This window comes from Streptomyces sp. NPDC043746 (assembly GCF_056436485.1).
Window position 1 is genome coordinate 304,535 of record NZ_JBWKCM010000002.1, and the last position, 26,585, is coordinate 331,119.

Sequence of the window (26,585 nt, forward strand, 5' to 3'; positions counted from 1 at the left end):
GACGGCTTCACGTGACATCTCCCCGTACGTCCCGGGCAGTGGCCTCGTCCGCCCTGGGCGCCCTCACCGCGCTCGCCCTGGCCGGGTGCGGCCCCGACGAGCGCGCGGGCGGGATCGGTAGTGGGGCGTCCGTCGACGGGTTCGGGGTCAGTCCGCTGGGCAATCCCGACGGGACGGGGCCGGGGCTCGCGCCCATCGTGTCGGACGGGGAGCGGGCCGCCGCGCGGGCGGTCATCGAGAGGGTTGCCACCCAGGGGCGCGGCCCGAGGACCGGGTACGAGCGGGGCGCGTTCGGTCCGGCGTGGAAGGACGAGGTCGATGGCATTCCGTTCGCCCGGAACGGCTGTGACACCCGCAACGACCTCCTCGCCCGCGACGGCCAGGACATCGAGCACCGCTCGGGCTCCCGCTGCGTCGTCGTCGCGATGAAGCTCAAGGACCCCTACACGGGCGAGACCCTCGACTGGCGCAAGCGGCAGGCGGACCGGGTGCAGATCGACCATGTGGTGCCGTTGTCGTACAACTGGCAGATGGGCGCCGCCCGCTGGAGCGCGGCCAAGCGGCAGCGGATCGCCAACGACCCGCTCAACCTCCTGCCGGTCGACGGCCCGGCCAACAACGCCAAGGGCGACTCCGGACCGGCCTCCTGGCTGCCGCCGTACAAGCCGGTCCGCTGCTCGTACGCGGTGCGGTTCGCCCAGGTCGCGCTGAAGTACGAACTCCCCGTCACCGTGCCGGACAAGCGGGCCATGCTCGCCCAGTGCGGGGGATGAGTCCGTCTGCGCGGTGGGCCGCGGGCCGGGCGCGGCCGTGGTCCGCGGCCCACCGGGCGACCGCCTAGACCTTCCCGCCGCAGATCACGTCGTACGGGCGGCCCATCGCCATCATCAGCTGCATCGGCTCCGTCGTGGCCGCCGGGCACTCCTCCTTCTCCTTCACCAGGTCGAGGACCTTCAAGGCGTCGGACCCCGCCTCGGCGCAGGCGATCTCCTTGGCCGTCGGCGTGATGCAGTCGCCCTTCACCAGCTGGCCGCCGCCGGCGCCCGCGTCCTCGGGGTGGTCGTCGGAGAGGTTCCGGCCGCAGACGGTGTTGGTGGGGATGCCGCTGCTCTTCTTGTCGTCGCCGGAGCCGAAGACCCGCGAGACCTGGATGATCAGGTCCGTACCGGCCGGGCACTGGATCGCGTTCGGCAGGATGCTCGCGCTCTTGATCTCCAGCGCCTTGAAGGTCGCCCCCTCGTCGTCGCAGTCGAACGCCCGGTAGCCGCCCGGCTTGTTCTCCGGGTCCGGCCCGCCGCAGTCACCGACCTCCCAGGAGCCTCCCTTGCCGTCCGAGGCGGAGGAGGACGAGGACGGCGCGGACGACGAGTCCTTGTCGCCGAAGACCTTGGACGCACCGTAGGCCAGGCCGAGGATCACCGCGAGCACCACGAGGCTCTGCAGACATCCGGCACCTCTCCTGGGGCGGGGCGGAGTACTGCCTGGCTGGGTCATGGTGCTGCTCCTCATCGGGATCGGACGCGGCTGCGACGTACGAAGTCACGGGTGGGGACGCGGCATGCACACCTCACGGTTCCGCGGCGGACGGCCTCGGCGTACCGCCGCCCGACGTCCGTCCCGTCGGCACCGGCACGCGGAAAATGCCTGGTCAAGGCGGTGAGGTGCGTCTACGGTCGGCCGCATGAACGACCTGCACATCACCACGCTCGCCGAACGCCCCGAACTCGCGGAGGCGCTCGGGCGGATGCCGGACACCTGGCCGGAGTTCGTCCTGGAGGACCTCGTCGGCTGGGCCAACTACCCCCGGATCGCCGTCGAGTTCCCGGAGTTCGTCCTGGTCGCCACCGGCCCGGACGGCGGCGTGGTCGCCCGCGCCTACAGCGTCCCCTTCGAACTGAACGCCCCCGGGCGCGGGAGGCTCCCCGTCGGCGGCTGGGACCGGGTGCTGCTGTGGGCCTTCTCGGACCTGCGGCGGGGGCGGACCCCCGACACCGTCAGCGCGATCGAGATCACCGTCGCCACCGGTCACCAGGGCAAGGGGATCTCGGGCCGGATGCTGGCCGCGATGCGGGAGAACGCGGGGCGGCGCGGCTTCGGTGAGGTCGTCGCCCCGGTACGGCCGAGCGGCAAGCACCTGCGGCCCGCACTGCCGATGGAGGAGTACGCCCGGCTCACCCGCCCCGAGGACGGGCTCCCCGAGGACCCGTGGCTGCGGGTCCACGTGCGGGCGGGCGGGGTCCTCGACTCGGTGGCCCCGGTCTCGATGACGGTGAGCGGGACGCTGGAGCAGTGGCGCTCCTGGACCGGGCTGCCGTTCGACACCGAGGGCCCGGTGGAGGTGCCGGGCGCGCTGGTCCCGGTGCACTGCTCGCCCGCGCACGGGTACGCGGTCTACACCGAGCCCAACGTCTGGGTACGGCACCGGGTGTGACGGGCGACGGCGCTCCTTCGGGGGCCGTGCGCGGCTCCCGTGCCCGACCGCCCTGCCGGCACCCGCGTCCGCCCGTACCGCACCCTCCCGCCCTTCTCGTCATCGACGGCCACGGCACCCGGCGGTCACGGGCAACCCGTCGTCCGGCACCGTCGCGGTCCTCCCCGGCCCACCGGAGCGGGCGCGGCGGGGTCCGCTCGTCGCGGACGGGCCCGCCGCGTCGTCCCGGGCCCGCCGCGTGGCTCCGGGCCCACCACGTCGCGGACGGGCCCGCCGCGTGGCTCCGGGCCCGCCGCGTGGCTCCGGGCCGCCCCGGCCTCGCCCGGCCTCCGGGGGAGGCCCGGCGCCGGCAGGGCGGTACCGTACGAGCGTTTCCGTCGCCCACCTGGCCCGTAGGGCCGTCCAGCCCGAGAGAGACCCCCAGTGAAGACCTCACGTACCCACGAAACGCCGCAGACGTCGAAGCCACCGCGTACGCGACGCACGTGGAGGAACCGCCCGGCGAAGAGCCGTCCCGGCGCGGCCCGCAGGGTGTCCCTGGTGGTGCGCCGGGCCCTCGCCGCGGCGTGGAGTGCGGTGCGCTCCCGGCGGGGCCGCTGGGTGGCGGGCGGGACGGTGGTCGTGGCGCTGGCCGTCGTCGCGGGTGTCCTCCTCTTCCCGGGCGAGCAGTCCGGTCCGCCGGATACGCGTGCCCGTGAGTACCGGGATGTCAACTCCTGCCTTCTGACCGGGGAGCAGGGCATCGTCGCCGGGACGCCCGCTGCGCCGGTGTGGGCGGGGATGCAGAAGGCGTCCCTGGAGACCCGTACCCGCGTGAGCTACGTCCCCGTCATGGGCGAGCAGTCGGTGCAGAACGCCCTGCCGCACCTGAATTCGCTGCTTCAGCGCAAGTGCGCCGTGGTGGTGGCCGTGGGCGAGAGCCAGGTGGAGGCGGTGCGCAAGGAGGCGGGTGGCCACCGGGCGATCCGCTTCGTCGTCGTCTCCGGCGGCGATGCGGCCACGGCCGACGGGAAAGAGGGGCACGGCACTCCGGAGAACGTGACGGTCGTCGTGGAGACCGGCAACGGGCTGGAGGAGCGGATTGCCGGAATCATCCGGAAAGATCTCCCTACGGGCGCGTAGTTGAGACGCGTTGGCCCGTCACGGAGTGATCACAGTCACTGAATTGGCGATCGAAAATGTGTTTCTTTCGTTCGCAACTCGTGCAATCTTATGGAGGTTTTGTAAGCGGAGCATAAGTAGAGGGCAGCGCAGATGCGTTCTCGATGGGTACGACCGGCTCGACTCTTCCCGTCCGGCCCGCGAGGGCGCGGGCGGCTCAGACGGACAGCCCTGTTCGTCCTCGTCGTCTTCTCCCTGACCATCACCACGGAGACGGCCGCTGCCACCGGGGCCACGCTGCCCCGGCTCTCCATGCCCCAGATGTCCCTGGCCGGGCTCTGGAAGTGGGCGGGCACCTCCCCGCTGGACGTTCCCGAACAGCAAGGGGGAACCGCTCGCGGCAAGAGCCACGCCGCCTCCACCGCCGCCACCTCGGCCGAGGGCGGCGCAGGCCGCAAGCCCGGCAAGGGCCGCGGCGAACTCGACCCGTACGAGCGGCCGACGCCGGACACCGAGAAGGCGACGACCGAACCGGCCACCGGCACCGACGAGAGCTTCGACGAGAAGACCAGCGAGCGGGACGCCGCGAAGTCCACGGAGACCACGGACCACTTCGTCAACGCCGACGGCTCCACCACGGTCCGCCACTATCCGGGCCGCGCCAACTTCCGTGCGCAGGACGGCACCTGGAAGCCGATCGACACGACGCTCACCGAGGCCGAGGACGGCCGGCTGGAGCAGACCGCCAACTCCCTGAAGGTCGGATTCGCTCCGGACGCCGCCGACCAGGCGCTCGTCTCGGTCGACTTCGGCGCCGGCCGCTCCCTCGCCTACGCGCTGCAGGGCGCCCGGGCGGCGTCCCCGGTCGTCAACGACGACGGCACGGTCACCTACCCGGACGCCCTGCCCGGCACCGACCTGATGCTCGCCCCGCTCGCCGAGGGCTTCAAGGAACACCTCGTCCTGCATTCCAAGGACGCCGCCAACTCCTGGGTGTTCCCCCTCGACCTCAAGGGCCTGACCCCGCGCATCACCGCCGACGGGGACGTGGAGTTCACGGATGCCGGCGGAGAGGTCACCGCGACCATCCCGCACGCCTTCATGACCGACGCCAAGATCGACGAGCGGTCGGGCGACCCGACGCTCTCGCGGGCCGTGGACTACGAGATCACCACCGTCGACGGCAAGCCCGCCCTGCGGATGACCGCCGACCGCGCGTGGCTCGACGATCCCGCCCGCGTCTACCCCGTCACCGTCGACCCGACCATCGCGGCGAGCAACTCCACCTACGCCCAGAACACCTTCCCCGGGAACCACTCCACCGAGGACCAGATCAAGGTCGGGTCGTACGACTCCGGCACCAACCGGGCCCTGTCCTTCCTCCAGTTCTCCTCCCTGGGCACCACCCTCAAGGGGCAGCGGGTCACCGCCGCCACCCTCAACCTGCACGCCCTGTGGTCCTCGACCTGTACGGCCAAGCCGTTCTCCGTGCACCCGATCACCCAGTCCTGGACGCCGGCCGGAGTCACCACCTACCCCGGTCCGTCCTACGCGTCGGCCATCGGCACCGCCACCGTCGCCCCCGGCGCCTCCTGCTCCAACACCAGCGGCAGCACCAGCGTCGGCGTGCCGATGCCGGTCAAGCTCTCCACCGCCTGGTTCGACGCGGTCGCCACCGGCAGCGCCAACCGCGGGCTCGCCGTCACCGCTCCGGTCAACGACGGTCTGCACTGGAAGAAGTTCCACTCCTCCAACGCCTCCAAGGCCGCCTTCCGCCCGGCGCTGGACCTCACCTACACGGCCAACAAGAAGCCGCAGGTCAACGCCCAGTACCCGCCGGAGAACTACCAGGCGCCCACGCTGCGCCCCGAGCTGTTCGTCTACGCCAGCGACGCCGACAACTGGCCGATGCCCAAGCTGAGTTACGCCTTCGAGGTGTACGACGCCGACAGCACCAGCGAAACCCCCGTCGCCACCTCCGGCGTGATCAACAAGGGCAGCTGGAAGGTCCCCGCGGGCAAGCTCAAGTGGAGCAAGAACTACCAGTGGTTCGTCAGCGTCTCCGACGGCTACGACTCGGTGATGTACTCGGCCAGCAGCTTCTCCACCGCCGTCCCCCAGCCGCCGGTCACCTCGGGCCTTGCCCAGAACACCGACGGACATGAGTTCGACCCCAGCGACGGCAACTACACCACCACCGACACCGACGCCGAGGTGGAGGTCGTCGGCCCCTCGCTGTCCGTCGAGCGCGCGTACAACAGCCGTGACCCCCGCAGCGACGGCGCCTTCGGCGCCGGCTGGTCCACCGCCATGGACATGAAGGCCGTCGAGGTCAAGGACGGCACCGGCGCGATCTCCAGCGTCGTCATCACCTACCCCGGCGGTGAGCAGGTCGCCTTCGGCCGCAACAGCGACGGCACCTTCGTCCCGCCGATGGGCCGCTACGCCCGGCTCGCCGCGGCCACCAGCGGCGGCGGCTACACGCTGACCGACAAGGACTTCACCACCTACGCCTTCCAGCAGGCCACCGGTCAGGCCGGTTCCTTCGCGATATCCGGCATCAAGGACTACGCGGGCCGCTCGGAGACCTTCACCTACACCTCCGGCCGGCTCTCCAAGGTCACCAACGTGACGTCAGGCCGGTCCCTGTCCTTCGCCTGGGTCACACCCGCCGGGGCGACCGCCCCGCACGTCTCCACCGTGACCACGGACCCGGCCACTCCCGGTGACGCGGGCTCCGCCCAGATCTGGACCTACGGATACGACGGCGACCGGCTCACCAAGGTCTGCCCGCCCGCCGACGCCACCAAGTGCACCACCTACGGCTACACCACGGGCAACCACTACCGCACCACCGTCCTCGACGCCTCCCCGTACGCCTACTGGCGGCTCGGCGAAGCCGCCGGGGAGACCGGCGCCAAGGACTCCGTCGACCTCAACCAGGGCAAGTACAACGGCCAGTTCCGCAATGTGACCCTGGGCGCCGCGGGACCGCTGGCGGGCTCCACCCAGAAGGCCGCCACCTTCAACGGCACGACCTCCTACGTGGAGATGCCCAGCGCCCCCGGCGCCACCCCCACGTACGCGTCCGTCTCCCTGTGGTTCAAGACCACCAAGGCGGGCGGTGTCCTCTTCTACTACGGTGACAAGCCGCTCAGCGGCACCGACCCGGTCGGCACCACCACCAAGAACACCCCCGCGGTCTACGTCGGCATGGACGGCAAGCTGCGCGGCTGCCTGGCCATGTCCCCCGGCTGCATGAGCACCATCACCTCCAGCGCCACCGTCACCGACGGCAAGTGGCACCAGGCGGTCCTCACCGGCGCGGCCAACACCCAGACCCTGTACCTCGACGGCGTCAGCCAGGGCACCCTGGCCGGCACCATCAACGACTGGGAGCAGCCCTACATCTCGCTCGGCGCCGGCGTGAACACCGACGGCTGGCCCAGCATGAACCCGAACGACAAGCTCGGCCACTTCACCGGCCAGCTCGCCGAGGTCGCCATCTACTCCGACGCACTCCAGCCGTCGGTCATCACCGCCCAGTACCAGGCCGCCACACGGCCCGCCGGACTCCTCAACAAGATCACCTCGCCGGGCGGCAGGATCCAGTCGTCGGTCACCTACGGCACCACCGACGACCTGGTCCTCGACGCCACGGACAGCGACGGCGGCACCTGGAAGCTCAACCCCGCCACCGTCACCGGCTCCTCCCAGGTCTACCGCTCCGCCGTGATGGGTTCGGCGCCCACCGGCTACTGGCGCCTCAACGACACCCAGGGCGCTCCCGAGGCCGCCAACGAGATCCACACCGGGTTCGGTACCTACAACAGCGTCACCCAGGGCACCACCGGGCCCTTCGGCGCCGGTGACTCGACAGCGGTCACGTTCAACGGCACCTCCTCCTTCGCGGAGATCCCCTTCGGCCCCTGGCACGGCAAGCAGGACCGCGCGGTCGAACTGTGGTTCAAGACCAGCAAGCCCGGTGTCCTGATGGCCGACCAGAACCGCGCCCCCAACGACCCGGCCGGCGTCGGCGGCACCTGGACACCGACCCTGTACGTGGGCAGCGACGGAAAGCTGCGCGGCCACTGGTGGAGCGTCTCCGGCTCCGGCGGCGTCGACTTCGGCTCGAAGGCCGCGGTCAACGACAACAAGTGGCACCACGCGGTGCTCTCCGCGAGCGGCAACCAGCAGACCCTCTACGTCGACGGCGTCAAGCAGGCCGACTTCACCGGCGCCGCCAAGGACCAGTCCAACACCCGGACCTTCCTCGGCGCGGGCTTCGCCAAGTCCTGGTTCAACTCGCCCGGCGACGTCAGCTACTTCACCGGTGCGATGGCGGACGTCTCGGTCTACTCCGCCCCGCTCAGCGCCGACGACGTCGAGCGCCACTGGTCGGCGTACAAGGCGTCCTCCGGCATCGCCCCGGTCCGCACGGTCAAGCTGACCGACCCCACCGACAAGACCCTGACCTACGTGTACGACGCCGAGATGGGCAACCGCCTGCTCGCCGCCATCGACACCAACGGCAAGCGCACGACGTACGGATACGACACCGGCGGCTTCCTGCGCACGGTCACCGACGCCAACGGCAACCGCAGCATCACCGGCCACGACGTCCGCGGCAACACGGTCTCCACGACCACCTGCCAGGACACGGCCAAGAACAAGTGCGCCACCGAGTACTACACCTACTACCCGGACGCGACCACGGCCTTCCCGCCGATGGACCCGCGCAACGACCTGTTGCTCACCGAGCGCGACGGCCGCTCCTCCGGGCCCACCGACAACACCTACCTCACCAGCTACACCTATGACGCCGGTGGCAATCTCACCTCGGTGACGAGCCCGCCGGTGCCGGGCTTCCCGCAGGGCCGTACCGCCACGACCACGTACACCACCGCCTCCACGCCGGCGGCCGACGGGGGAACCGCCCCCGCGGGGCTGGTCGCCGAGGTGGTGACCCCGGGCGGCAAGAGGACCACGTACACCTACAACAAGAACGGCGATCTCGCCGAGACCACGGACGCCAACGGCGCCAGGCTGAAGCAGGTCTACGACGCCCTCGGCCGCCAGACGGCGAGCACGGAGATATCCGACGGCTCCCCGGCCGGCCTGACCACCCGCTACACCTACGACAAGAACGACCAGGTCGTCACCGAGACCAGCCCCGCCGTCACCAACCGGGTCACCGGCGCGGTCCACACCGCGCGGACCACCACGGTCTACGACGCCGACGGCAACGTCCTGGAGCAGACCGTCTCCGACGTCACCGGCGGTGACGCGCCGCGCACCACCAAGGTGACGTACGACGCGCACAACCGGATGGCCAGCCGTACCGACCCCGGCGGTGCCACCACGACCTTCGCGTACGACGTCTACGGGAACAAGGTCCGCGAGACCGACGCCGAAGGCAACGTCAACACCTACACCTTCGACGCCGAGGGCCGCCCCCTCACCACCAACCTGCTCAACTACACGGGCGACCCCGCCAACCCGACCGCACCCACCACGCTCGTCCAGGAGTCCCGCGCCTACGACCCGGCGGGCCGCCTCGCCTCGCTCACCGACGCGATGGGCTGGGTGACCGCCTACACCTACACCGACGACGGGCTCTCGGCCACCGTGGTCCGCAAGGACCCGCAGACCGGCGCCTCGTTCACGGAACAGGCCAACACCTACGACGCGGTCGGCAACCTGATCAAGCAGGTGACCAACGACGGCCGGACCACGACCACGTTCACCGTGGACGCGGCCGACCGGGTCACCTCCAGCGTGCTGGATCCCGGCGGTCTGGCCCGCGCCACCACCGTCTCCTACGACCCCGACGACAATGTCGTCACCGAGAGCGACTTCGACCCGGCGACCGGCCGGACCAAGACCACCGACACCACCTACGACAACCTCGGCAACGTCACCGGCAACACCGTGCACGACGGCACCACCGCCCCGGTCGGACGCTGGAAGCTGAACGAGACCCAGGGCACGGCCGCCAAGGACTCCTCCGGCGGTACCCGTGACGCGTCCTTCGGCAGCGGGGTCACCCGCTCCACCGAGCGCGGCGGCTCGGCCGTCTTCGACGGCACGGCCAACGCCTACGGCACGACGGACGCACCGGTGCTCAACACCACCGGCAGCCTCACCGTCTCCGCCTGGGTCAAGCTGGACTCCACCGCGGCCAACAGGACCTTCGTGGCCCAGAACGGCACGAAGGCGAGCGGCTTCCAGCTCTACTACTCCACGGCCTACGGCTGGACCTTCAACCGCCACGCCACCGACACCACCGGCCCGGTGATCGCCCGCGCCAGCTCCGGCACCGCCGCGGTCAGCACCGGCACCTGGACCCACCTCGCCGGTGTCTACGACAAGGAGGCCGGCCAGCTCCGGCTGTACGTCAACGGCACGGCCGTCGGCACCCCGGCCGCCTTCAACGCTCCCTGGGACGCCAACGGGCCGCTCCAGATCGGGCGCCTCTGGTACAACGGCGGGTACAGGGAGAACCACCTGGGCGCGCTCTCCGACGTCCAGGTCTACAGCGAGGCACTGACCGCCGCCCAGGTCTCCGCCGTGCGCGGAGGCACCCTGCCCGCCGCGGGCAGCCAGGTGCGCACCGTCACCTGGAAGCTCGACCAGCGCGGACTGCCGGTCTCCTCCACCGACCCCAACGGTGACACCACCGACTACGGGTACGACGAGGCCGGCCAGCAGACCACGGTCACCGAACCGGCGGTCCAGACCGAGCAGAACGGCGGGGCCCCGGTCACCATCCGGCCCGTCTCGATGACCGGTTACAACACCTACGGCGAGCCGACGGAGACCTCCGACCCGCTGGGCAACGTCGTGGTGACGGCCTACGACGCCGAGGGCCAGGAGTCCTCGACGACGTTCCCCGCGTACACCCCGCCCGGCGGGGGCACCCCCATCACCGCGACCTCCTGGAACGAGTACAACAGGCTCGGCCAGGTCACCGCGGAAGTGGACCCCCTGGGCAACCGCACCACCTACACCTACACGCAGCTCGGGGACCTCGCCTCGGTCACCGAACCGGGCGGTGGCACCACCCGCTTCGCGTACACCCCCAACGGTGACCAGCTGTCGGCGACCCGGCCCGGCGGCGCCCGTGAGGAGACCACCTGGGACTACCTCGGGCGCCCGCTGACCAGCACCGACATCGTGCGCCAGCCCACCCAGCGGGCGATCACGGCGATCAACGAGTACAACGCTCCGGGCGGCGAGCTCTCCAGGTCCGTGAGCCCCACGGGGGCCAGCGAGTCGTACACGTACGACGCCCTGGGCGAGACGACCTCGGTCACCGACAGCGCCGGGAACGTCTCCCGCTTCACCTACGACATGGACGGCCGGCTGCTGACGTCCACCGGTCCGGACGGCACCAGCACCCGCAACACCTACGACGGGTTCGGCCAGCTGACCGCCACCAGCGACCTGGCCGCGGACGGGGCGGGGATCCGCACCAGCCGCGCGACCTACGACCGGGCGGGCAACCCCCGTACGATCACGGACTACCTGGGCAACACCGTCACCCTCACGACCGACGCGACCGGCCAGATCACCAAGGCCGTCCAGCCGGTCTCCGACACCGAATCGATCACCACGACCTTCGGCTACGACGCGGCGGGCAACCGCACGCGCTTCACCGACGGCCGCGGCAACCCCTTCATCACCACGTACAACACCTGGGGCCTGCCCGAATCGGAGATCGAGCCCGCCACCCCGGCCCACCCGGACCCGGCGGACCGCACCTTCACGATGGTCTACGACGGCGCCGGGCGGCCCAGCCAGTCCCGCTCGCCCGGCAACGTGGTCATCGACAACACCTACGACAGCAAGGGACGGATCACCAAGCAGACCGGCAGGGGCGCCGAGGCGGCGACCGTCGACCACAGCTACACCTACGACTCCGACGGCCGGGTCACCTCCGTCGCCGGCCTGGACGAGGACCGCAACACCTTCACGTACGACGACCGCGGCCTCCTGCTCAGCGCCAAGGGACCCTCCGGTGACTCCTCCTTCAGCTACAACGAAGACGGAGCGATCACCTCACGCACCGACGCCTCCGGAACCTCCACCTACGGCTACGACACGGCCGGCCGGCTCAAGACGGCCAAGGACGCCTCGACCGGCACGTCCATGACCTACGGCTACGACGTCAACAGCAACGTGACGTCGGTGGACTACGGGCAGGGCAAGTCCCGGCGGACCTTCTCCTACGACTCCCTGGAGCGCCTCACCTCCGACCGGCTGACCTCGCCGAGCGGCAAGCTGCTGGCCTCGGTCACCTACGGCTACGACGCCAACGGCAACGAGATCTCCAAGACCACCACCGGCGTGGCGGGAGCCTCGTCGAACACCTACACCTACGACCGCGCGAACCGGATCACGTCCTGGAGCAACGGCTCGGTCACCGAGCAGTACGGCTACGACGCGTCCGGCAACCGCACCCGGGTCGCCGGTGACACCTACACCTACGACGCCCGCAACCGCCTCACCTCGGACGGCCACAACACCTACCGGTACACGGCCCGCGGCACGCTGAGCGTGCTCACCGACGAGGCCGGGCAGCAGACGTCGATCAGGGCGGACGCCTTCAACCGGGTCATCGAGGAAGGCAACCGGAAGTACACGTACGACGGCTTGGACCGGGTGCTCACGGCCCGGGACGAGGACGGCGGGCAGTCGGACTTCGCCTACAGCGGCGCGGGCAACGACGTCGCCTCGGACGGCTACACCACCTACAGCCGCAACGCGGACGGCTCGGCGCTGGGCATGAAGTCGGCGCTGTCGGCGGTACTGGTCCTGACCGACCTGCACGACGACGTGATCGGGCAGTTCACGGAGTCCGGTGAGGCACTGGCCGGCTCGACGAGCTACTCCCCGTTCGGCAAGGTCCTGGCGTCGCAGACCATGGTCGGTCAGCTCGGCTACCAGTCGGGCTGGACGGACCCGGCGACCGCCAAGGTCAACATGGCCGCGCGCTGGTACTCACCGGAGACGGGCCAGTTCAACAGCCGGGACACGGTCTCGCTGAATCCGCTGCCCAATTCGGTGAGCGCCAACCGGTACGCGTACGCGGACCAGAACCCGCTGACCGCGACCGACCCGACCGGCCACTGGCCGAAGTTCGTCGACAAGGCCGTCAAGAAGGTCACCAAGAAGGTCAAGAAGGTCACCAAGACGGCCTGGAAGAAGACCAAGGCGACGGTCAAGAAGGTCGCGAAGGTCACCAAGAAGGCCGCGAAGAAGGTCAAGAAGGTCGTCAAGAAGGTCGTCAAGAAGGCGAAGCGGGTGGTCCGCAAGGCCGTCCACTACGTCTCCGACAAGGTGGTCAAGGCCAAGAAATACGTCAAACGCACGTACAAGGCCGTCAAGAAGGTCGCCCATAAGGTCACCAAGACCGTCAAGGCGAAGGCGAAGGCGGCGGCCAAGGTCGTCAAACACGCGGCGAAGAAGGTCGTGAAGCAGGCGAAGAAGGTCGGCAAGGCCGTCAAGAAGGCGGCCAAGGCGTCGGCGAACTTCGTCAAGCAGCACGCGGGCACGATCGTGTCGGTCGCCGTGGGCGTGGCGGTCTTCGCGGGCTGCACGGCCGCCACCGGCGGCGTCGGGGTGATCGGCTGCGGAATGCTCGCGGGCGCCGCGGCGAACGCGGTCGGCTACGCGATGAGCGACGGCCCGAAGACACTGGGCGGCTTCGCCGCCGCGGTCGGTGTGGGCGCCCTGACCGGCGCCCTGGGCGGTGCTGCGGGCGGCGTTGCGGTCGGCGCGGTCAGTCGCCTCCTGGCGGGTGTCGGCGGCCGTACGGCCACGGGCGCGGCGATGGGCGCTGCGGGCGGCGGGGCCGAGGGTGTCGTGGGCTACGGCATCTCCTGCGCGGCCCAGCGCAACTGCACGGCGAGCGGCGCAGCCACGTCGATGGTGGTGGGCGCGGCGACGGGCGGCGTCGGCGGCGCGGCGGCCAGCCGCTTCGGCCCGAAGGCGGACCCGCAGCCCCAGGCGAACTCCCAGCCGGCCTCTCCCCGCCCGGGCGGCTGCCGGGTCGGAGGGAAGACCCCGCACAGCTTCACCGGCCTGACCGGCGTTCTGATGGCGAACGGCACGGTGAAGCCGATCTCCGAGGTGAAGGCCGGGGACCAGGTCCTGACGGCGGAGCCGGGCAAGAAGGAGAAGGAGAAGCACAAGGTCAAGGAAGTGATCGTCACCAAGACCGACCGGGACTACGTCGATGTCGTCGTGAAGACGGACGCCGGTCCCAAGACGATCGAGACGACCAAGCACCACCAGTTCTACGAGATCACCCGCAACTCCTGGACCCAGGCCGGCGACCTCAAGCCCGGCCAGGAACTCCAGGACGGCAAGGGCGAACCGGCCCGCATCCTCGACGTCACCGCGTACACGGCCGAACGGACGACGTACGACCTGAGCGTCGAGGGGCTGCACACGTACCATGTGCTGGCGGGCGAGACGTCGGTTCTCGTTCACAACAACAACGGCTGCCCCACTGGGAGGTTGTCGGATCCCCTGCCCAGGGGGATGAACAATAAGATCGCTTCGGCCTACGACGATGTGAGGGCAGGGCGGATTCCTTCGCACGATACGTACGGGGGACGTGAACACCCGCGGTGGGCAGGTTCTAAGGAGTACCGCGTCCCGGGTAGGCCTGAAACTGACAGAATCCTGGAAAAGGAGCTGCCGAACGGCGTCAAGGTATACGGCTGGACGTCCACGCATTACACGAAGATTCAACGCTTCAGTGCACCCCATTTCCCTGACTCGGGGTGGAATTAGTAGCTCTATTGGTTAACTGGTGCAGCGACTTGATTGTCGCTGCACCAGTTCCGGTTTGGGGATTAGGCGTGGCTGACGAACTGCCCGTAGTGGGCAAAGCGGATTTTCCGCTGTACGTGGTATCGGATGAAGAGTCCGGGGGGGTGTTTGTTGCCGCTGAAGGAGTGGAGGGGTTTTTCGTCGACCCGGAAGCAGATTCGCCGGAAGTGGCCTTCCTGAGGGTCCATGAGGTCGAACAGGGTAGGCGGAGGGTCGAAGATGCAGTGATGGCGGTCATGAATCGTCAACGGGAGAAGGTTGGCGAGTACTTCATTGGTCGGGCCGTGCTCGGAGACCCTGGCGTAGGGGAGCCAGGCGGAAATATTCCAAGAGTCGCTTTCCGGCTCTTTGGTAATCGTTGCGAGTATCCCGAAGCTCAGAGAATTTGGCCACGTTGGGCATCAGGGGTCGCCCTGGAGAAGGGTGAATGGGTTCGGTGGCCGGCGAACTATCAGGGCGCATGGCTGCACGTTGTTCAGAATTCCTGGTTCGCTTCGAATCGTAGGGCTGCTCGCTATGGATTGGAGGACGTTGTCCACTTGGACGGTGGGCAAATTTCCACGAAGTCGGGGTTCTACTGCGCACTGGGCGAGGCGGTCAATGGCCCGGGCGGGTACTTTGGATCGAATCTTGACGCTCTCGCAGACTGTATTTCTTCGAGCTTCGGCGAGGGGCCCCCGGCGAGAATTATTTGGCGGAACTTTCAGACGTCTCAAGAATACCTTGATCATGCCTTCTTGGATTCGATCGTGGAACTAATGCGAGAATTCCGCGTAGATCTCGCCACTTGCTGACCTTGGGGCGCGTGCGCGAGCAAATATGACGCCCCGCCAGATGGCATCTGGCGGGGCGTTTGGGCGGGGTGCCGCTGAGGTTGAAAGGGTGAGGTGACAGGGCTACGGAGGCTCCAGCCCGAGTCCAGTCTCGGCGATGAAGCCGTCGAGGATCTCGGGTCGGCGTTGGATGCCGCGCAAGCGGTTCTTCACGAGTGGAGTGAGGTCGTCGATCGTCCGGGGTGCGAGGTTGGCCAGGGACTTCTTCAGGTGGGCCCACACGCCTTCGACCGGGTTGAGGTCGGGTGCGTAGGGCGGGAGTTTGACGATGGTCAGCCAGTCGCTATTGCGTTCGCAGAACTCCCGCAACGCCTTGGCGTGGTGGGTGCTGGCGTTGTCCCACACCACGATCAGCGGGGCACCGCCGAGCTGCTGGCGGGCAGAGGTCAGCAAGTCCGCGAACTCGCGTGCCCGGAAGCCCTTCTTCTCGCCGGTCCGGCCCCGGTACGTCTGGGTCCGGTAGATCAGCCTGGTCTCGCGGCCCGGCCTAACGCAGATCATCCCGGTCATCAGGACCCGGCCCGATCCCTTCCCCGTCACCTTGGCCAACGGAGTTCGGCCCCGCCGCGACCAGGTCCTGCCCTTGCCGGGCTTCAGGCCCTGCCCGGCCTCGTCCTCGAAGACTATCCACGCGCCCAGGAGCTGGGCCGTCCTCTTACCCGTGGCCCCTGCTCCGTCCGCCACACGGCGACGGCCTCTTCGTTCCGCTCAACCGCCCGGTGCGCGGGGACCTGCGGTGACCAGCCCAGCCGGTGCAGCAGATACGACACCCCACGCGGGGTGTACCGGTGGCCGAACAGGCGGTGAATCAGCTCCGCGACCCTGGCCAGAGTCCACCGCTGGTCCTCCATCCAGCCGTGCGCCGCCGGCCCGGCCTCCAACTCGGCCTGCAACCGCTCCGCCTGAACATCGCTCAGCCGGCACGGAAAGCCACCAGCCCCCTTGGACGCCAGAGCCGTTCTGCCGCCTTGGCGCCAAGCGGCGCGCCAGGCGTAAGCCGACCTCCGTGACACCCGTAACCTGCGGGCCACCTCCGGCGGCCGCACCCCGTGCTCGTACATCTCCGCGGCCTCAAAACGCACTGCTTCACGCTTCGCTCGCCCCGCAGCGGTCAGCCCGCCGCCATCCGCGTACCTCATAACGAGGATGTAGCACCGCCAACGCCCCCTGTCACCCCACCCTTTCAACCTCAGCGGCAACAGGGGCGCACAGCACGGCACTTCCACGCACACCTACGGACCAGCCGGAATTCGCTGACCAGCGAAAATGCAGGTGACGGCCGCCCGGCGAGCACACGTACTATGTGCTGGCCGGGGCCACGCCGGTCCTCGTTCACAACTGCGGGACTGGGGCTGTCTCGGATAAGGTGATGGATAAACATATCCTCCCGAGGCATGACGCGAAACACGCGGACTCCTGGAAATGGGCGGAGAAGTCAAAATTCGAGGACTGGGTTACGCCAGACCATATCCGCAACTGGTCCAAGCTGGCGATGAGAAAGCCGATGGATAACATGAACCTCGGCACCGGTTCCGCCCACCGCCACATTCTCGACATTAGAAGCCGTCACCCGATCGGCTACGACGCGGACGGGAACGATCTGTTTTCGGTTGCGGTATGGGTGCGGAACGGTGCGGTCGAGAGCGTTCACCCGAACTGACGAGGTGGTGGCTGATGATCAATGCCCAGGTGCGCACGGAGAGCGGCGAAATTGTGCTACGCGGATCTTGCAGACTGGATTGGATGGAAACCGTCCAGTGCATTGATGAAGACAGATTTCCGTTCTTGAGCAGCCTGCTGCCTTACGCGGATACCATGTTCAATTCGCGGCAGGTCGAGAGGCTTCGACGGGAAATCGCTCACCAGTCTGTCCGCGAGATTATTGGGCAGGATTCAGCAGCGGAGATCGAAAGGCTCTGTCTGCAGGTGGAGAATGGATCACATCTCTATCTGTGGTTTCTGGGAGACTAGTGCGTGAGTGTTGTAGCTATGTGTAGCTGCAGCAAACTGGAAGCCCCGTCGGGTGTGCCCCGGCGGGGCTTCTGCGTGGGGTGACGGCAGTAGTTGCCGCAGCGGCAACACCCACGGATTTCCCCGCACAACCACGGACACCAGCGGACTGAGAAACTGCCGTTGACCTGCGAATATGCAGGTAGAGGGGGGACGCGTAGAACACGCACCATGTGCTGGCGGGCGAGACTCCGGTCCTCGTTCATAATTGTGGCAGTGCACCTGCCGAAACGGTCAAAAACCTGCCGGAGGTCACGGCCCCCAAGCCTCTTAAGCCTTCTCAGGCCGATCAGGCGTGGAGTGATTTCTTGGGGCCTGGTCCATACACGAACATTCACCCGCGAACTGGGCAGGTGGATCCCAACCGTCTCGTGTCTTCCGATGGACGCCGCAGCATCCGGATGGGGGATCACGAGATGAACAGCAAGCCCACGAAGTTCCACTTCCATATGGAGACGTGGGATTGGAACTCCGTCACAAACGTATGGACTGTCGGCAATACGATGCAGCGAGTTCCCTTGGGGGTGAAATGATGAGAGTAGAAGTTCTGCAAGTCCTGACCCCATCGCAAGGGATCGTGCGTTTCAAGTGCGAGTCTGGCATCGCATCTGGCCGCTGGATGGGGGCGAACCCCGCCGAAGTGGGTCAATTCGATGTCGAGATCGAAGTTCCGGAAGAGGTCGCAGATTGGACGGCGGGCCCCTCGGGTGCCACTTCCCTCTCGGAGGTCGGGGCGGACTCTGCCACCCTCATCACGGGCCGAGTTGTCAGATTCGACGATGGCGATGATTCGGTCGTGGAGATCAGAGTAGGGTCGGACATTCTCCTGATTGAAATCCCGAATCGAAGGTCGGAGCTTCCTGTGGAGGGTTTCATTTCCTTCCGGGCCTCCGAAATTCAGCTCTACCCGTATGACCTGTAAGTGACCCACCCGAAAGGCGTAGGTAGGAATTCCATGGGATTCACCCTGGAGGGCCCTGCGTAGGTTCTCGTGAGATTGGTGTTTGACTCTCGGTAGCTTCGGCGGGCTGGGATTCCAATACCGCCGATGAAGCCCCACCGAGCGTTTTCGGTGGGGCTTCTGGGGTTCTTGACGGCAGCGGCGACGCTGCGGCAACGGAGGCGCACAGCACGGCACTTCCACGCACACCTACGGACCGGCCGGAATTCGCTGACCAGCGAAAATGCAGGTGACGGCCGCCCGGCGAGCACACATACCATGTGCTGGCGGGGGCAACTCCGGTGCTCGTCCACAACTGCGGACGAAGCAATGTAGGTGGGACGCACGGAAGCCTGAGGCCCGCGAATCAGCCGGGATTCTCCGGACCCCAAGAGGTCAATCACATGCCGCAGCACGCTTCCACCCCTCTGTCTTACGGTCGAGGTCCAGCGATCCGGATGGATAAGGTCGACCACCGACAGGTATGGTCGACGGGGTCCGGCTCTCGACCGGAGCCCAAGGCATGGAGAATGATGCAGACGGATCTCGTGAATTCCGGCCGCATCGATCAGGCAATGCAGAACGACATCAACGATGTCGTGACGCGATTCCCCGGCAAATACAACAATGCCATTGGGGATATGATCGGCGCGCTACCGGGGAACGCTGCCTACCAGGCGGCGCGCGGGATTCCTCAAAGTGTCCATGTGCAGTTGACCTTATGGTAGAACGCTGGATCTGTGGGCTTGGAGGAATACGTGGTAATTGACCTTGACCCCCCTAGGGGGGGTGGTGGTCTGCGAATCGGCATGTCCATCGAAGACGCAGAGCAGTCTCTCCGCGAGATGCCAGGTTTCGTTCCTCCCGCTCCTGGTGAGGTAAGGAACCGAGGGTTTGCGCACTACGAATCCGAGCTTTCGATCGCTGTTGATTTCGACTCGCTCGGAGTTGTACGCGCCATTGAGATTTTTCGCCCAGAAAGGGGCGTGCGGGTGACGTTCCGTGGCGTGGACCTTTTCGCGGAAACGGCAGATTCTGTCATTGTGCAACTTTCCGAGATGTTCTCTCTTGAGATCGAGGACGGCGGGCTGAACGTCACGGCCCCAAGCGTCTTTATCGGGCTGTGGCGGAGTGTGCTTCCGGAAGAGTCCGGGGGAGAAGAGGGGCGGCATTTCGAGTCGGTAGTCATCGCCGCACCTGGATACGGGTCGTAGTCCCGCTTCCTGCCGAACCCAGGTCAGGGTCTTTGTGGGCACAGTAGATATTTCTGCTGTGCCCACACCTGCATATTGATCAGAAACTTATGAGGTTCTCGCCCAGGGCGTAGGGGACGCGTACGTCGCCGAGGAAGCCGCGGATGGTGTGCGGCCGACGTCGGCTCCAGCATGCACAGATCAACGGCTCCATTCGTCAGGATTTCCAAGAGCCGTTCTCCCGGCCCCGACGTCGGCCTTCCAAGGATGTGGCTGCGACGTCGGCCACGTCCGCCCGAGGCCCGGCCGCGCAGGACTCCAGGAAGGGGCGGACCCGGTCACCGGGCCATTCCGCCGCCGCGACCGCTGCCCAGAAGCGCAGGCCGTCATGGGGGTCCAGCGGATCGAGGAAATCCAGGATGCGGTCGACGGTTTCGGTCGAGATTGTCGATGTTCGGTCTTACGAGGCAGAACGGGTCACTTACGACCTCTCGGTGGAGGGGCTGCACACCTACCACGTTCTTGCTGGTGATGCCCCTGTCCTGGTGCACAACGACAATGGAGGGGATGCTTGCTCGGTCGGCCCCAACACGTCGGACTCGCCGGCGTGGCCCAACTTCCGCAAAACCAAGACAGCGAGTGAGTCCGGGGGTAATTACTACCTTTCGGGCTGGTCTTCGAGAAATCCGAAGGTCTTCACTCAGGTCGACATTGGGGATGTGGCGGCGGCGCGGCAGCAGATGGGTATGCCCGTTCGAACGCACGGCCTCGACAACGGGACGCCTGGGCAGTATTTCAACTCTCATGCCGAGAAGCAGGCTGAGGTGGCAAACCCGGGCAGTGATATCGCCGTCTCCAGACCGATGTGTGACGACTGTTTGGACTTCTTCTCGCGTAAAGCCGCTTATGATAACCAAGAGAAAAGAGTTTTGGACCCGAAGGGGATGAATATATTTCTTCCCTCAGGTGCCAGGAGGTTGAAACCCCATGGTGGTGGCTGAGCCCTGGTGGCGATGACTAGGGATGCGGGCGCTACCATGGGGGTGTGACAGAACAACTCTCTGGAATCGCGGCGACTGTAAAGGGAATCCTGGACGACCTGGGTGAAACCCCGGAGGCTGAGGCAAGGCTGCTTGAAGCTCTGCCAGCCCTCCAGGCTGCAGCCGAGGATGGCGATCTAGGGGCGCAGAATGTGCTTGGCGGGGTTCTTCTCGAAGTCGAGGGGAACCCCGCCAAGGCGTTTCTCTGGTTTACTCGAACAGCGAATCGTGGAAGCTCTATGGGCAAGAGGAGTCTTGGTGTCCTCTATGCGAATGGGGCGGGTGTGGAGAAGGACACCAAGAAGGCCGAGGAACTCTTCTCGGAAGCTGCTGCACTCGGAGATCCGTACGCGAAATTCAACTTGGCGCAGATCTGGTGGGGTAAAAGAGACCCTTCGGAGGTCGCAGGCCTTCTCCGATCTGCTGCCGAATCCGGTATTCTGGATGCTTCTGTTGTTCTCGGTGACTTGCTGAGTTCGCTGGACCGGGACGAGGAAGCGTTTGGCTGCTACATTGAGGCGGCTAAGGGCGGACACGATCGCGCCATGTATGTTGTTGCCTGTTGGTATCGTGATGGAATTCACGTGCAAGTCAACAAGGTTGAAGCCCTGGTGTGGTTCTTCAGGATGCTGGAAGTCGGTAATGGTGATGGAATGCATCCCGCCATTATTATGGCTCGAGGCATGACCGATGCTGATATTCGCAGGGCTGGAGAGCTTTCTGCCCACCAGCAGGACGCGGAGGCGCTTGTCGATACTGTGCGAAAGTATCGATAACCGCACTGCATGGCCGTAATCGGGGAGCTGAGCAGAGCGTCGAGCGCCTCGAAGGCCGTGACGCGGACTGGGACAGGCACGTGAACGGCAGCGTTCCCGAAGGCCGAAGGCTGGCTTTCGGGAACGCTTCGCGTTGTCCGGTCAGGGTTGGTGCTCGTAGCCGATCGTGAACCGGGGCGGCAGGCATCGCTCCCGTACTCGATGATTCTTTCCGCGTCCGACTATCGGCGGCGCGGCGGCGAGCCGCTTCGGCCCGAAGGCTGACGGCGGAGCCGGGCAAGAAGGAGAAGGAGAAGCACAAGGTCAAGGAAGTGATCGTCACCAAGACCGACCGGGACTACGTCGATGTCGTCGTGAAGACGGACGCCGGTCCCAAGACGATCGAGACGACCAAGCACCACCAGTTCTACGAGATCGTCCGCAACTCCTGGACCCAGGCCGGCGACCTCAAGCCCGGCCAGGAACTCCAGGACGACAAGGGCGAACCGGCCCGCATCCTCGACGTCATCGCGTACACGGCCGAACGGACGACGTACGACCTGAGCGTCGAGGGGCTGCACACGTACCATGTGCTGGCGGGGGCTACCCCGGTCCTCGTGCACAACTGCAATACAGGGGGATTGAGCCTCTCGGATGCGCGGCATGTCAGCGGCCGCTTTCCCAAGGCTGCTAAACCCGGGGAAACGCTTTTCCGCCAGAAAGAGGATGGGACGGTTACTGCGTATGCGCGCTATGATGAGGAAGGTGCAATTTCCCAGCGCGCGGACCTCGATCCCAACTCGGCACCGCATGCCGGAATACCGGCCCCACGCATTCTCGATATGGCCAAGCATGTCAATCCAAAAACGGGTCAGGTTTTTCGTAACTGGGAGAAGATGCCGCGGCCTCTACGCCCCGAGGAAGAGCTGTGCGGCTGCCGGTAGACCGAGCCAAATATGGATGGCCGACATGCAAGCCGTTCATAAATAATTGAATTCTGGCAGAAGTGATCCACCTCAGGCGCTCGCAGTGACAGGGCGGGCGCCTGAGGTCTCTGAATTTCTGAATCTCTTCGGTTCTGCCGCCATCCAGGGGGCTCGGACGGCTGCCCCCCTATGCAAGTGACAACGAGGAGCTATCCGTGAATGACCCGATGGATTACCCCGGAATTAAGTCCTGGGCGGAGGAATGGGGAGGGAGGGTTGATTATCTGGATTATGTAAAAGATCATGGTAATCTAGGAATGATGGTGGCATTCTCCCGGATCTTCTGGCCGCGTTTTGTCGAAGTGGAGGGGTGTGTGCTGTGGGATCGCGCTTACGAAGAATCGAATTTTAAAGCCTGGGGCGAAAGCCTCTCCGGTGACGTCAGGAAAATTGAGGCAACACTCAATCAGCTGCGAGTCTGGCAGATGGTCGATTCGGATGACGTTGAAGAGGACTGGCGGGCGCAGGATTTCTTTGCCGCATGTGTTGCAAAGACATGGGGTGCCGCATTGGCTGCCGAATTTCCTCGCCGGATTTTCGATGTTCGGGTTATCGGTTCCGAAGATGGCCCCATTGTCACCTTCTCGTCCGGATTGGTGTAGCTCATTGTTTTGCCCGGAAGGGTCGAGTATGGCCAATTCTGAAACCATCTGAGGTTGCGTCACTCGCGCATTGGTTTCTGGGTGAGTGATGCCTGTCCCGCAGCTTTGTGGTGAATGGCCGAGGAGTGAGGTTGGCAGGGCCGATCGGTCTGCCTTGCACTGTGGTCAACGCGTGCGCGTCGTGCCGCCACGCGGTGCCCGCGGCCTCACGCTCGCCCTCCCGCTGCTCAGGGTGGATCTTCAGCGAGTGGCACGGTGGCTTGGAAGGGCGATGCGACGTAAGCCCGACTCACTCTTCGCCGACCGCGGGTACGACCACGACACCTACCGCGACCAGGTCCACCGACGCCGCATCGTGAACCGTTCCGGGTTCTGTAGAGACTTCAGATTGTGGTGGTGACCTGGGGTTCCGCGGTCGCGAGGTTGTTCCGGCCTGACGGGCTTCCGTGCCCTGAACTGACCAGCACCGCGTGCGGGGTGAGCCCGCGACACCCCGCGATCCGTACGCCCCGGAGCACCCCGCTCCGGGGCGTACGGGGTACCGGGGGACGTGGCGTGCCCGGGACTTGTCCGAATCGTTGGTCGAATCAGTGGCACCGATCACATCCACTGCCTAACATCGATCACCGCAAGGCTTGTGCACCCATGCACAAACTCTCCCCGGGAGGCTCCTTTGCACCGCCGCCGTCGCACCGCGCTCGCCGTCTCCGCCGCCACGCTCCTCGCGGCCCCACTCCTGGCCGCCTGCGGCAACGACGCCCACCCCGGCGCCGCGGCTGTCGTGGGCGGCGAGCGGATCGAGGTCTCGGCGGTCCAGGCCCAGGCGGCCGACGTCCGCGCCGCCCAGGAGAGCTCGCCCGCGGCGGCCCAGCTGGTCAGCAAGTCGGGCCAGCTCAACCGTGCCAAGCTGCACGGGCTGATCTTCGGCCGGATTCTGGACAAGGCCGCCGAGGACGCCGGGGTCACCGTCACCCGCAAGGAGATCCAGGAGGCCCGGACCGCGAGCCGCGCCCAGGCGGGCGGCGAGGAGCAGTTGCGGGCGATGATGCTCCAGCAGCGGTGGGTCGCCCCGGAGCAGATCGACGACGACATGCGCCAGGAGGTGCTGCTGCCGAAGCTCGCCCAGGCGCTCGGAGCGGACCTCGGCACCCCCGCCGGACAGCAGGTCGTCGGCGAGGCGCTGACCAAGGCCTCGAAGGCGCTGGACATCGACGTCAACCCGCGTTTCGGCACCTGGGACGACCAGAAGATGCAGCTCGGCAACTACCAGGCCCCGTGGATCAGCCAGGTCACCGAGTTCGCCCCGCAGGACCCGCAGGCGGGCGCCTGATCCGGAAGGGCGGAAGGACGGGGGAGGGAAGAGCGCGACGCCGGGTAGGTTCACCGGGTGAACGCTGAAGCCCCCGGCACTCCCGAGAACCCCGGTGCGTCCGGCTCTCCCGACCACCCCGGCCGTATCGTCCTGCTCACCGCCAGCCACCGGGTCGCGCCCGGCCTGCTCTCCTGGCCGGCCTGGCAGACGCTCCGCGCCGCCGACCGGGTCCTGTGCGCCGACCCGGACCACCCGCAACTGCCCTACCTCCGCGAGGCGGGCGTCCGCGTCGAGCATGCGGCCCCCTCGGCCGACGAACTGGTCGCCGCCTGCGCGGGCGGCCGTACGGTGGTGATCCTGACCGGCGGCGAGGGGAACCAGCCCCTCACCGACGGCCTGGCCCGGCTCGGCGGCTCGGGCCGGGTGGCCATGCCGGATCTGGAACTGCTCCCCGGCTCGTACGACCTGCCCGGCGCCCGCCTCCTGGACCTGGTCCAGGTCATGGACCGGATCCGCCGCGTGTGCCCGTGGACCTCGCAACGTACGCACCAGGGCCTCGCGAAGTACGCCATCGAGGAGGCGTACGAACTGGTCGAGGCGATCGAGGACGGCGACCGCGACGAACTCCGCGAGGAGCTGGGCGACGTCCTTCTCCAGGTCGTCTTCCACGCGCGCATCGCGGAGGAGGATCCCGAGGAGCCCTTCGACGTGGACGACGTGGCGGGCGGCCTCGTCGAGAAGCTGATCCACCGACACCCGCACGTCTTCGGCGACGAGGCCGCCGAGACCCCGGAGGACGTCCACGCGCACTGGCTCCGCACCAAGGCCATCGAGAAGCAGCGCACCTCGGTCACCGAGGGCGTCCCCCTCGGCCAGCCCGGCCTGGCCCTCGCCGCGAAACTCGGCAGCCGCGTCCGTACGGCCGGCCTCGACGTCCCCCTCCCCACCGGCGACACCATCGGCTACGAGCTCCTCGCCCTCGCCGTGGCCGCCGAAGCAGCCGGCACCGACCCGGAAGCCGCCCTCCGCGCGGCGGCCCGCGCCTACCGGGACGCGATCGTGGCGGCGGAGGGCGGGGCGGGTTAGTACAGCTGGCCGACCCGGGCCGCGGAAGCGGACCACCCCCGCGCCGCCCGCGCCCTCCCCCACTTTGTAAGGTCACCGCCACCCCGCCCGATACCGTCGAGGAGTGAACGACACCCCCGCCTGCCCCCACACACCTGATGCCCCCGAACTCTTCACCTGGGAGTTCGCCACCGACCCCTACCCCGCCTACGCCTGGCTCCGGGAGCACAGCCCCGTGCACCGCACCGAGCTGCCCAGCGGGGTCGAGGCCTGGCTCGTGACGCGGTACGGGGATGCCCGGCAGGCGCTCGCGGACGCGCGGCTCTCCAAGGATCCGGCGAACCACGCGGGGTCCGCCGCCGCCAAGGGGAAGACGGGGATCCCGGGGGAGCGCAAGGCGGAGCTGATGACGCATCTGCTCAACATCGACCCGCCGGACCACACCCGGCTGCGCCGGCTCGTCTCCAAGGCGTTCACCCCGCGCCGGGTCGCGGAGTTCGCGCCCCGGGTGCAGGCGCTCACCGACCGGCTGATCGACGACTTCGTCGAGAAGGGGGAGGCGGACCTCATCCATGACTTCGCCTTCCCGCTCCCCATCTACGCCATCTGCGATCTGCTCGGCGTCCCGCGCGAGGACCAGGACGACTTCCGGGACTGGGCGGGCATGATGATCCGCCACGGCGGCGGGCCGCGCGGCGGGGTGGCCCGGTCGGTGAAGAAGATGCGCGGCTATCTCGCCGAACTCATCCACCGGAAGAGGGAGAACCCGGGCGACGACCTGATCTCCGGGCTGATCCGGGCCAGCGACCACGGCGAGCACCTCACCGAGAACGAGGCCGCGGCGATGGCGTTCATCCTGCTCTTCGCCGGGTTCGAGACGACGGTCAACCTCATCGGGAACGGTACGTACGCCCTGCTGCGCCATCCCGGGCAGCGCGCCCGGCTGGAAGCGTCCCTGGCGGCGGGGGAGAGCGGGCTGCTGGCCACCGGGATCGAGGAACTGCTGCGGTTCGACGGGCCGGTGGAGCTGGCGACCTGGCGGTACGCCACCGAGGCGCTGACGCTCGGCGGGCAGGAGATCGCGGCCGGCGACCCGGTGCTGGTGGTGCTGGCGGCGGCGGACCGGGACCCGGAGCGGTTCGCGGATCCGGACGCGCTCGACCTGTCACGGAGTGACAATCAGCATCTCGGCTACGGTCACGGAATCCACTACTGCCTGGGAGCACCGCTGGCCCGGCTGGAGGGGCAGGCCGCCGTCGCCACGCTGCTCAAGCGCCTCCCCGGCCTGCGACTTGCGACGGAACCTGCTGATCTGCGCTGGCGTGGCGGGCTCATCATGCGGGGACTGCGCACGCTGCCCGTGGAGTTCGAGCCGGGGCGCCGACTCGGCGAAGGTGACACGCAGTCACCTCTGTGACTTTCGCGTGATCTGCGCTGCATCGACTTGTGACATGCGTTCGAGTGCCGCTAGGTTC

General features: G+C 67.3%; 18 protein-coding genes and 1 pseudogene. 17 read left to right on the plus strand and 2 right to left on the minus strand.

All coding sequences use genetic code 11. From position 1 onward, the window contains the following. The first annotated feature begins 11 nt into the window (after nt 1–11). On the plus strand, nt 12–773 hold the full coding sequence (locus AC0682_RS03465; protein WP_478530725.1) for an HNH endonuclease family protein: 762 nt from the start codon (nt 12–14) through the stop codon (nt 771–773). 64 nt (nt 774–837) lie between these two features. Here the strand turns inward: AC0682_RS03465 and AC0682_RS03470 are convergent, their stop codons facing one another. Continuing rightward, entirely contained in the window at nt 838–1,494 is a 657-nt protein-coding gene (locus AC0682_RS03470; protein ID WP_478530726.1) for a hypothetical protein, read from the minus strand. A 187-nt stretch (nt 1,495–1,681) separates the two neighbouring features. On the opposite strand from AC0682_RS03470, the gene AC0682_RS03475 reads away from it, so the two are divergent. From AC0682_RS03475 to AC0682_RS03490, 4 genes are all read left to right on the plus strand, one after another. Next, nucleotides 1,682–2,431, plus strand: coding sequence for an N-acetyltransferase (locus tag AC0682_RS03475; protein ID WP_478530727.1), 750 nt, complete (start codon nt 1,682–1,684; stop codon nt 2,429–2,431). A gap of 540 nt (nt 2,432–2,971) precedes the next feature. Beyond that, nucleotides 2,972–3,553 (plus strand): BMP family ABC transporter substrate-binding protein, encoded by a 582-nt coding sequence (locus AC0682_RS03480; RefSeq protein ID WP_478530728.1) that lies wholly within the window; start codon nt 2,972–2,974, stop codon nt 3,551–3,553. Between the two features lie 132 nt (nt 3,554–3,685). After that, a complete protein-coding gene (locus AC0682_RS03485) occupies nt 3,686–14,335 on the plus strand; it encodes a LamG-like jellyroll fold domain-containing protein (RefSeq protein ID WP_478530729.1) in 10,650 nt (3,549 codons plus the stop codon). Between the two features lie 68 nt (nt 14,336–14,403). Beyond that, nucleotides 14,404–15,168, plus strand: a complete 765-nt coding sequence (locus tag AC0682_RS03490; protein ID WP_478530730.1) for a barstar family protein — start codon at nt 14,404–14,406, stop codon at nt 15,166–15,168. A gap of 102 nt (nt 15,169–15,270) precedes the next feature. Here the strand turns inward: AC0682_RS03490 and AC0682_RS03495 are convergent. Further along, nucleotides 15,271–16,346, minus strand: a protein-coding gene (locus AC0682_RS03495) for an IS630 family transposase (protein ID WP_478530731.1) whose coding sequence is annotated in 2 segments (ribosomal slippage) — nt 15,271–15,867 and nt 15,870–16,346 — 1,074 coding nt in all. Because the reading frame shifts where the segments join, the coding sequence is not laid out codon by codon here. Nucleotides 16,347–16,576: 230 nt separating this feature from the next. Between AC0682_RS03495 and AC0682_RS03500 the strand changes: the two genes are divergently transcribed. From AC0682_RS03500 to AC0682_RS03555, 12 genes and pseudogenes are all read left to right on the plus strand, one after another. After that, the gene (locus tag AC0682_RS03500) at nt 16,577–16,867 is read left to right on the plus strand and encodes a hypothetical protein (RefSeq protein ID WP_478530732.1); all 291 of its coding nucleotides are present in this window, start codon (nt 16,577–16,579) and stop codon (nt 16,865–16,867) included. Nucleotides 16,868–16,881: 14 nt separating this feature from the next. Then, complete coding sequence (locus AC0682_RS03505) at nt 16,882–17,178, plus strand: hypothetical protein (protein ID WP_351873554.1); 297 nt, start codon at nt 16,882–16,884, stop codon at nt 17,176–17,178. 1,509 nt (nt 17,179–18,687) lie between these two features. Further along, nucleotides 18,688–18,885 (plus strand): hypothetical protein, encoded by a 198-nt coding sequence (locus tag AC0682_RS03510; RefSeq protein ID WP_478530733.1) that lies wholly within the window; start codon nt 18,688–18,690, stop codon nt 18,883–18,885. 81 nt (nt 18,886–18,966) lie between these two features. Then, nucleotides 18,967–19,371, plus strand: a complete 405-nt coding sequence (locus AC0682_RS03515) for a hypothetical protein (RefSeq protein ID WP_478530734.1) — start codon at nt 18,967–18,969, stop codon at nt 19,369–19,371. 398 nt (nt 19,372–19,769) lie between these two features. Then, on the plus strand, nt 19,770–20,351 hold the full coding sequence (locus AC0682_RS03520) for a hypothetical protein (protein ID WP_478530735.1): 582 nt from the start codon (nt 19,770–19,772) through the stop codon (nt 20,349–20,351). Nucleotides 20,352–20,395: 44 nt separating this feature from the next. Then, nucleotides 20,396–21,166, plus strand: a complete 771-nt coding sequence (locus AC0682_RS03525; protein WP_478530736.1) for a tetratricopeptide repeat protein — start codon at nt 20,396–20,398, stop codon at nt 21,164–21,166. A gap of 311 nt (nt 21,167–21,477) precedes the next feature. Further along, complete coding sequence (locus tag AC0682_RS03530; protein ID WP_478530737.1) at nt 21,478–22,089, plus strand: polymorphic toxin type 24 domain-containing protein; 612 nt, start codon at nt 21,478–21,480, stop codon at nt 22,087–22,089. A gap of 197 nt (nt 22,090–22,286) precedes the next feature. Beyond that, nucleotides 22,287–22,733 carry a hypothetical protein gene (locus AC0682_RS03535; protein ID WP_478530738.1) on the plus strand — a complete coding sequence of 149 codons (447 nt, stop codon included), beginning with the start codon at nt 22,287–22,289 and terminating at the stop codon, nt 22,731–22,733. Between the two features lie 205 nt (nt 22,734–22,938). Continuing rightward, nucleotides 22,939–23,091, plus strand: a pseudogene (locus AC0682_RS03540) (IS5/IS1182 family transposase); the annotation flags it as partial. A 315-nt stretch (nt 23,092–23,406) separates the two neighbouring features. Further along, the gene (locus tag AC0682_RS03545) at nt 23,407–24,063 is read left to right on the plus strand and encodes a SurA N-terminal domain-containing protein (RefSeq protein ID WP_478530739.1); all 657 of its coding nucleotides are present in this window, start codon (nt 23,407–23,409) and stop codon (nt 24,061–24,063) included. A 57-nt stretch (nt 24,064–24,120) separates the two neighbouring features. Then, nucleotides 24,121–25,131 carry a nucleoside triphosphate pyrophosphohydrolase gene (locus tag AC0682_RS03550; RefSeq protein WP_478530740.1) on the plus strand — a complete coding sequence of 337 codons (1,011 nt, stop codon included), beginning with the start codon at nt 24,121–24,123 and terminating at the stop codon, nt 25,129–25,131. Between the two features lie 103 nt (nt 25,132–25,234). Then, nucleotides 25,235–26,527, plus strand: a complete 1,293-nt coding sequence (locus AC0682_RS03555) for a cytochrome P450 family protein (protein ID WP_478530741.1) — start codon at nt 25,235–25,237, stop codon at nt 26,525–26,527. Nucleotides 26,528–26,585: the final 58 nt, after the last annotated feature.

What these genes read in the sequence shown, in the direction of transcription:
- AC0682_RS03470 (WP_478530726.1), bottom strand. Translation starts at nt 1,494, where the DNA reads ATGACCCAGCCAGGCAGTACTCCGCCCCGCCCCAGGAGAGGTGCCGGA.
- AC0682_RS03475 (WP_478530727.1), top strand. Translation starts at nt 1,682, where the DNA reads ATGAACGACCTGCACATCACCACGCTCGCCGAACGCCCCGAACTCGCG.
- AC0682_RS03485 (WP_478530729.1), top strand. Translation starts at nt 3,686, where the DNA reads ATGCGTTCTCGATGGGTACGACCGGCTCGACTCTTCCCGTCCGGCCCG.
- AC0682_RS03500 (WP_478530732.1), top strand. Translation starts at nt 16,577, where the DNA reads ATGGATAAACATATCCTCCCGAGGCATGACGCGAAACACGCGGACTCC.
- AC0682_RS03505 (WP_351873554.1), top strand. Translation starts at nt 16,882, where the DNA reads ATGATCAATGCCCAGGTGCGCACGGAGAGCGGCGAAATTGTGCTACGC.
- AC0682_RS03510 (WP_478530733.1), top strand. Translation starts at nt 18,688, where the DNA reads ATGATGCAGACGGATCTCGTGAATTCCGGCCGCATCGATCAGGCAATG.
- AC0682_RS03515 (WP_478530734.1), top strand. Translation starts at nt 18,967, where the DNA reads ATGTCCATCGAAGACGCAGAGCAGTCTCTCCGCGAGATGCCAGGTTTC.
- AC0682_RS03520 (WP_478530735.1), top strand. Translation starts at nt 19,770, where the DNA reads ATGCGGTCGACGGTTTCGGTCGAGATTGTCGATGTTCGGTCTTACGAG.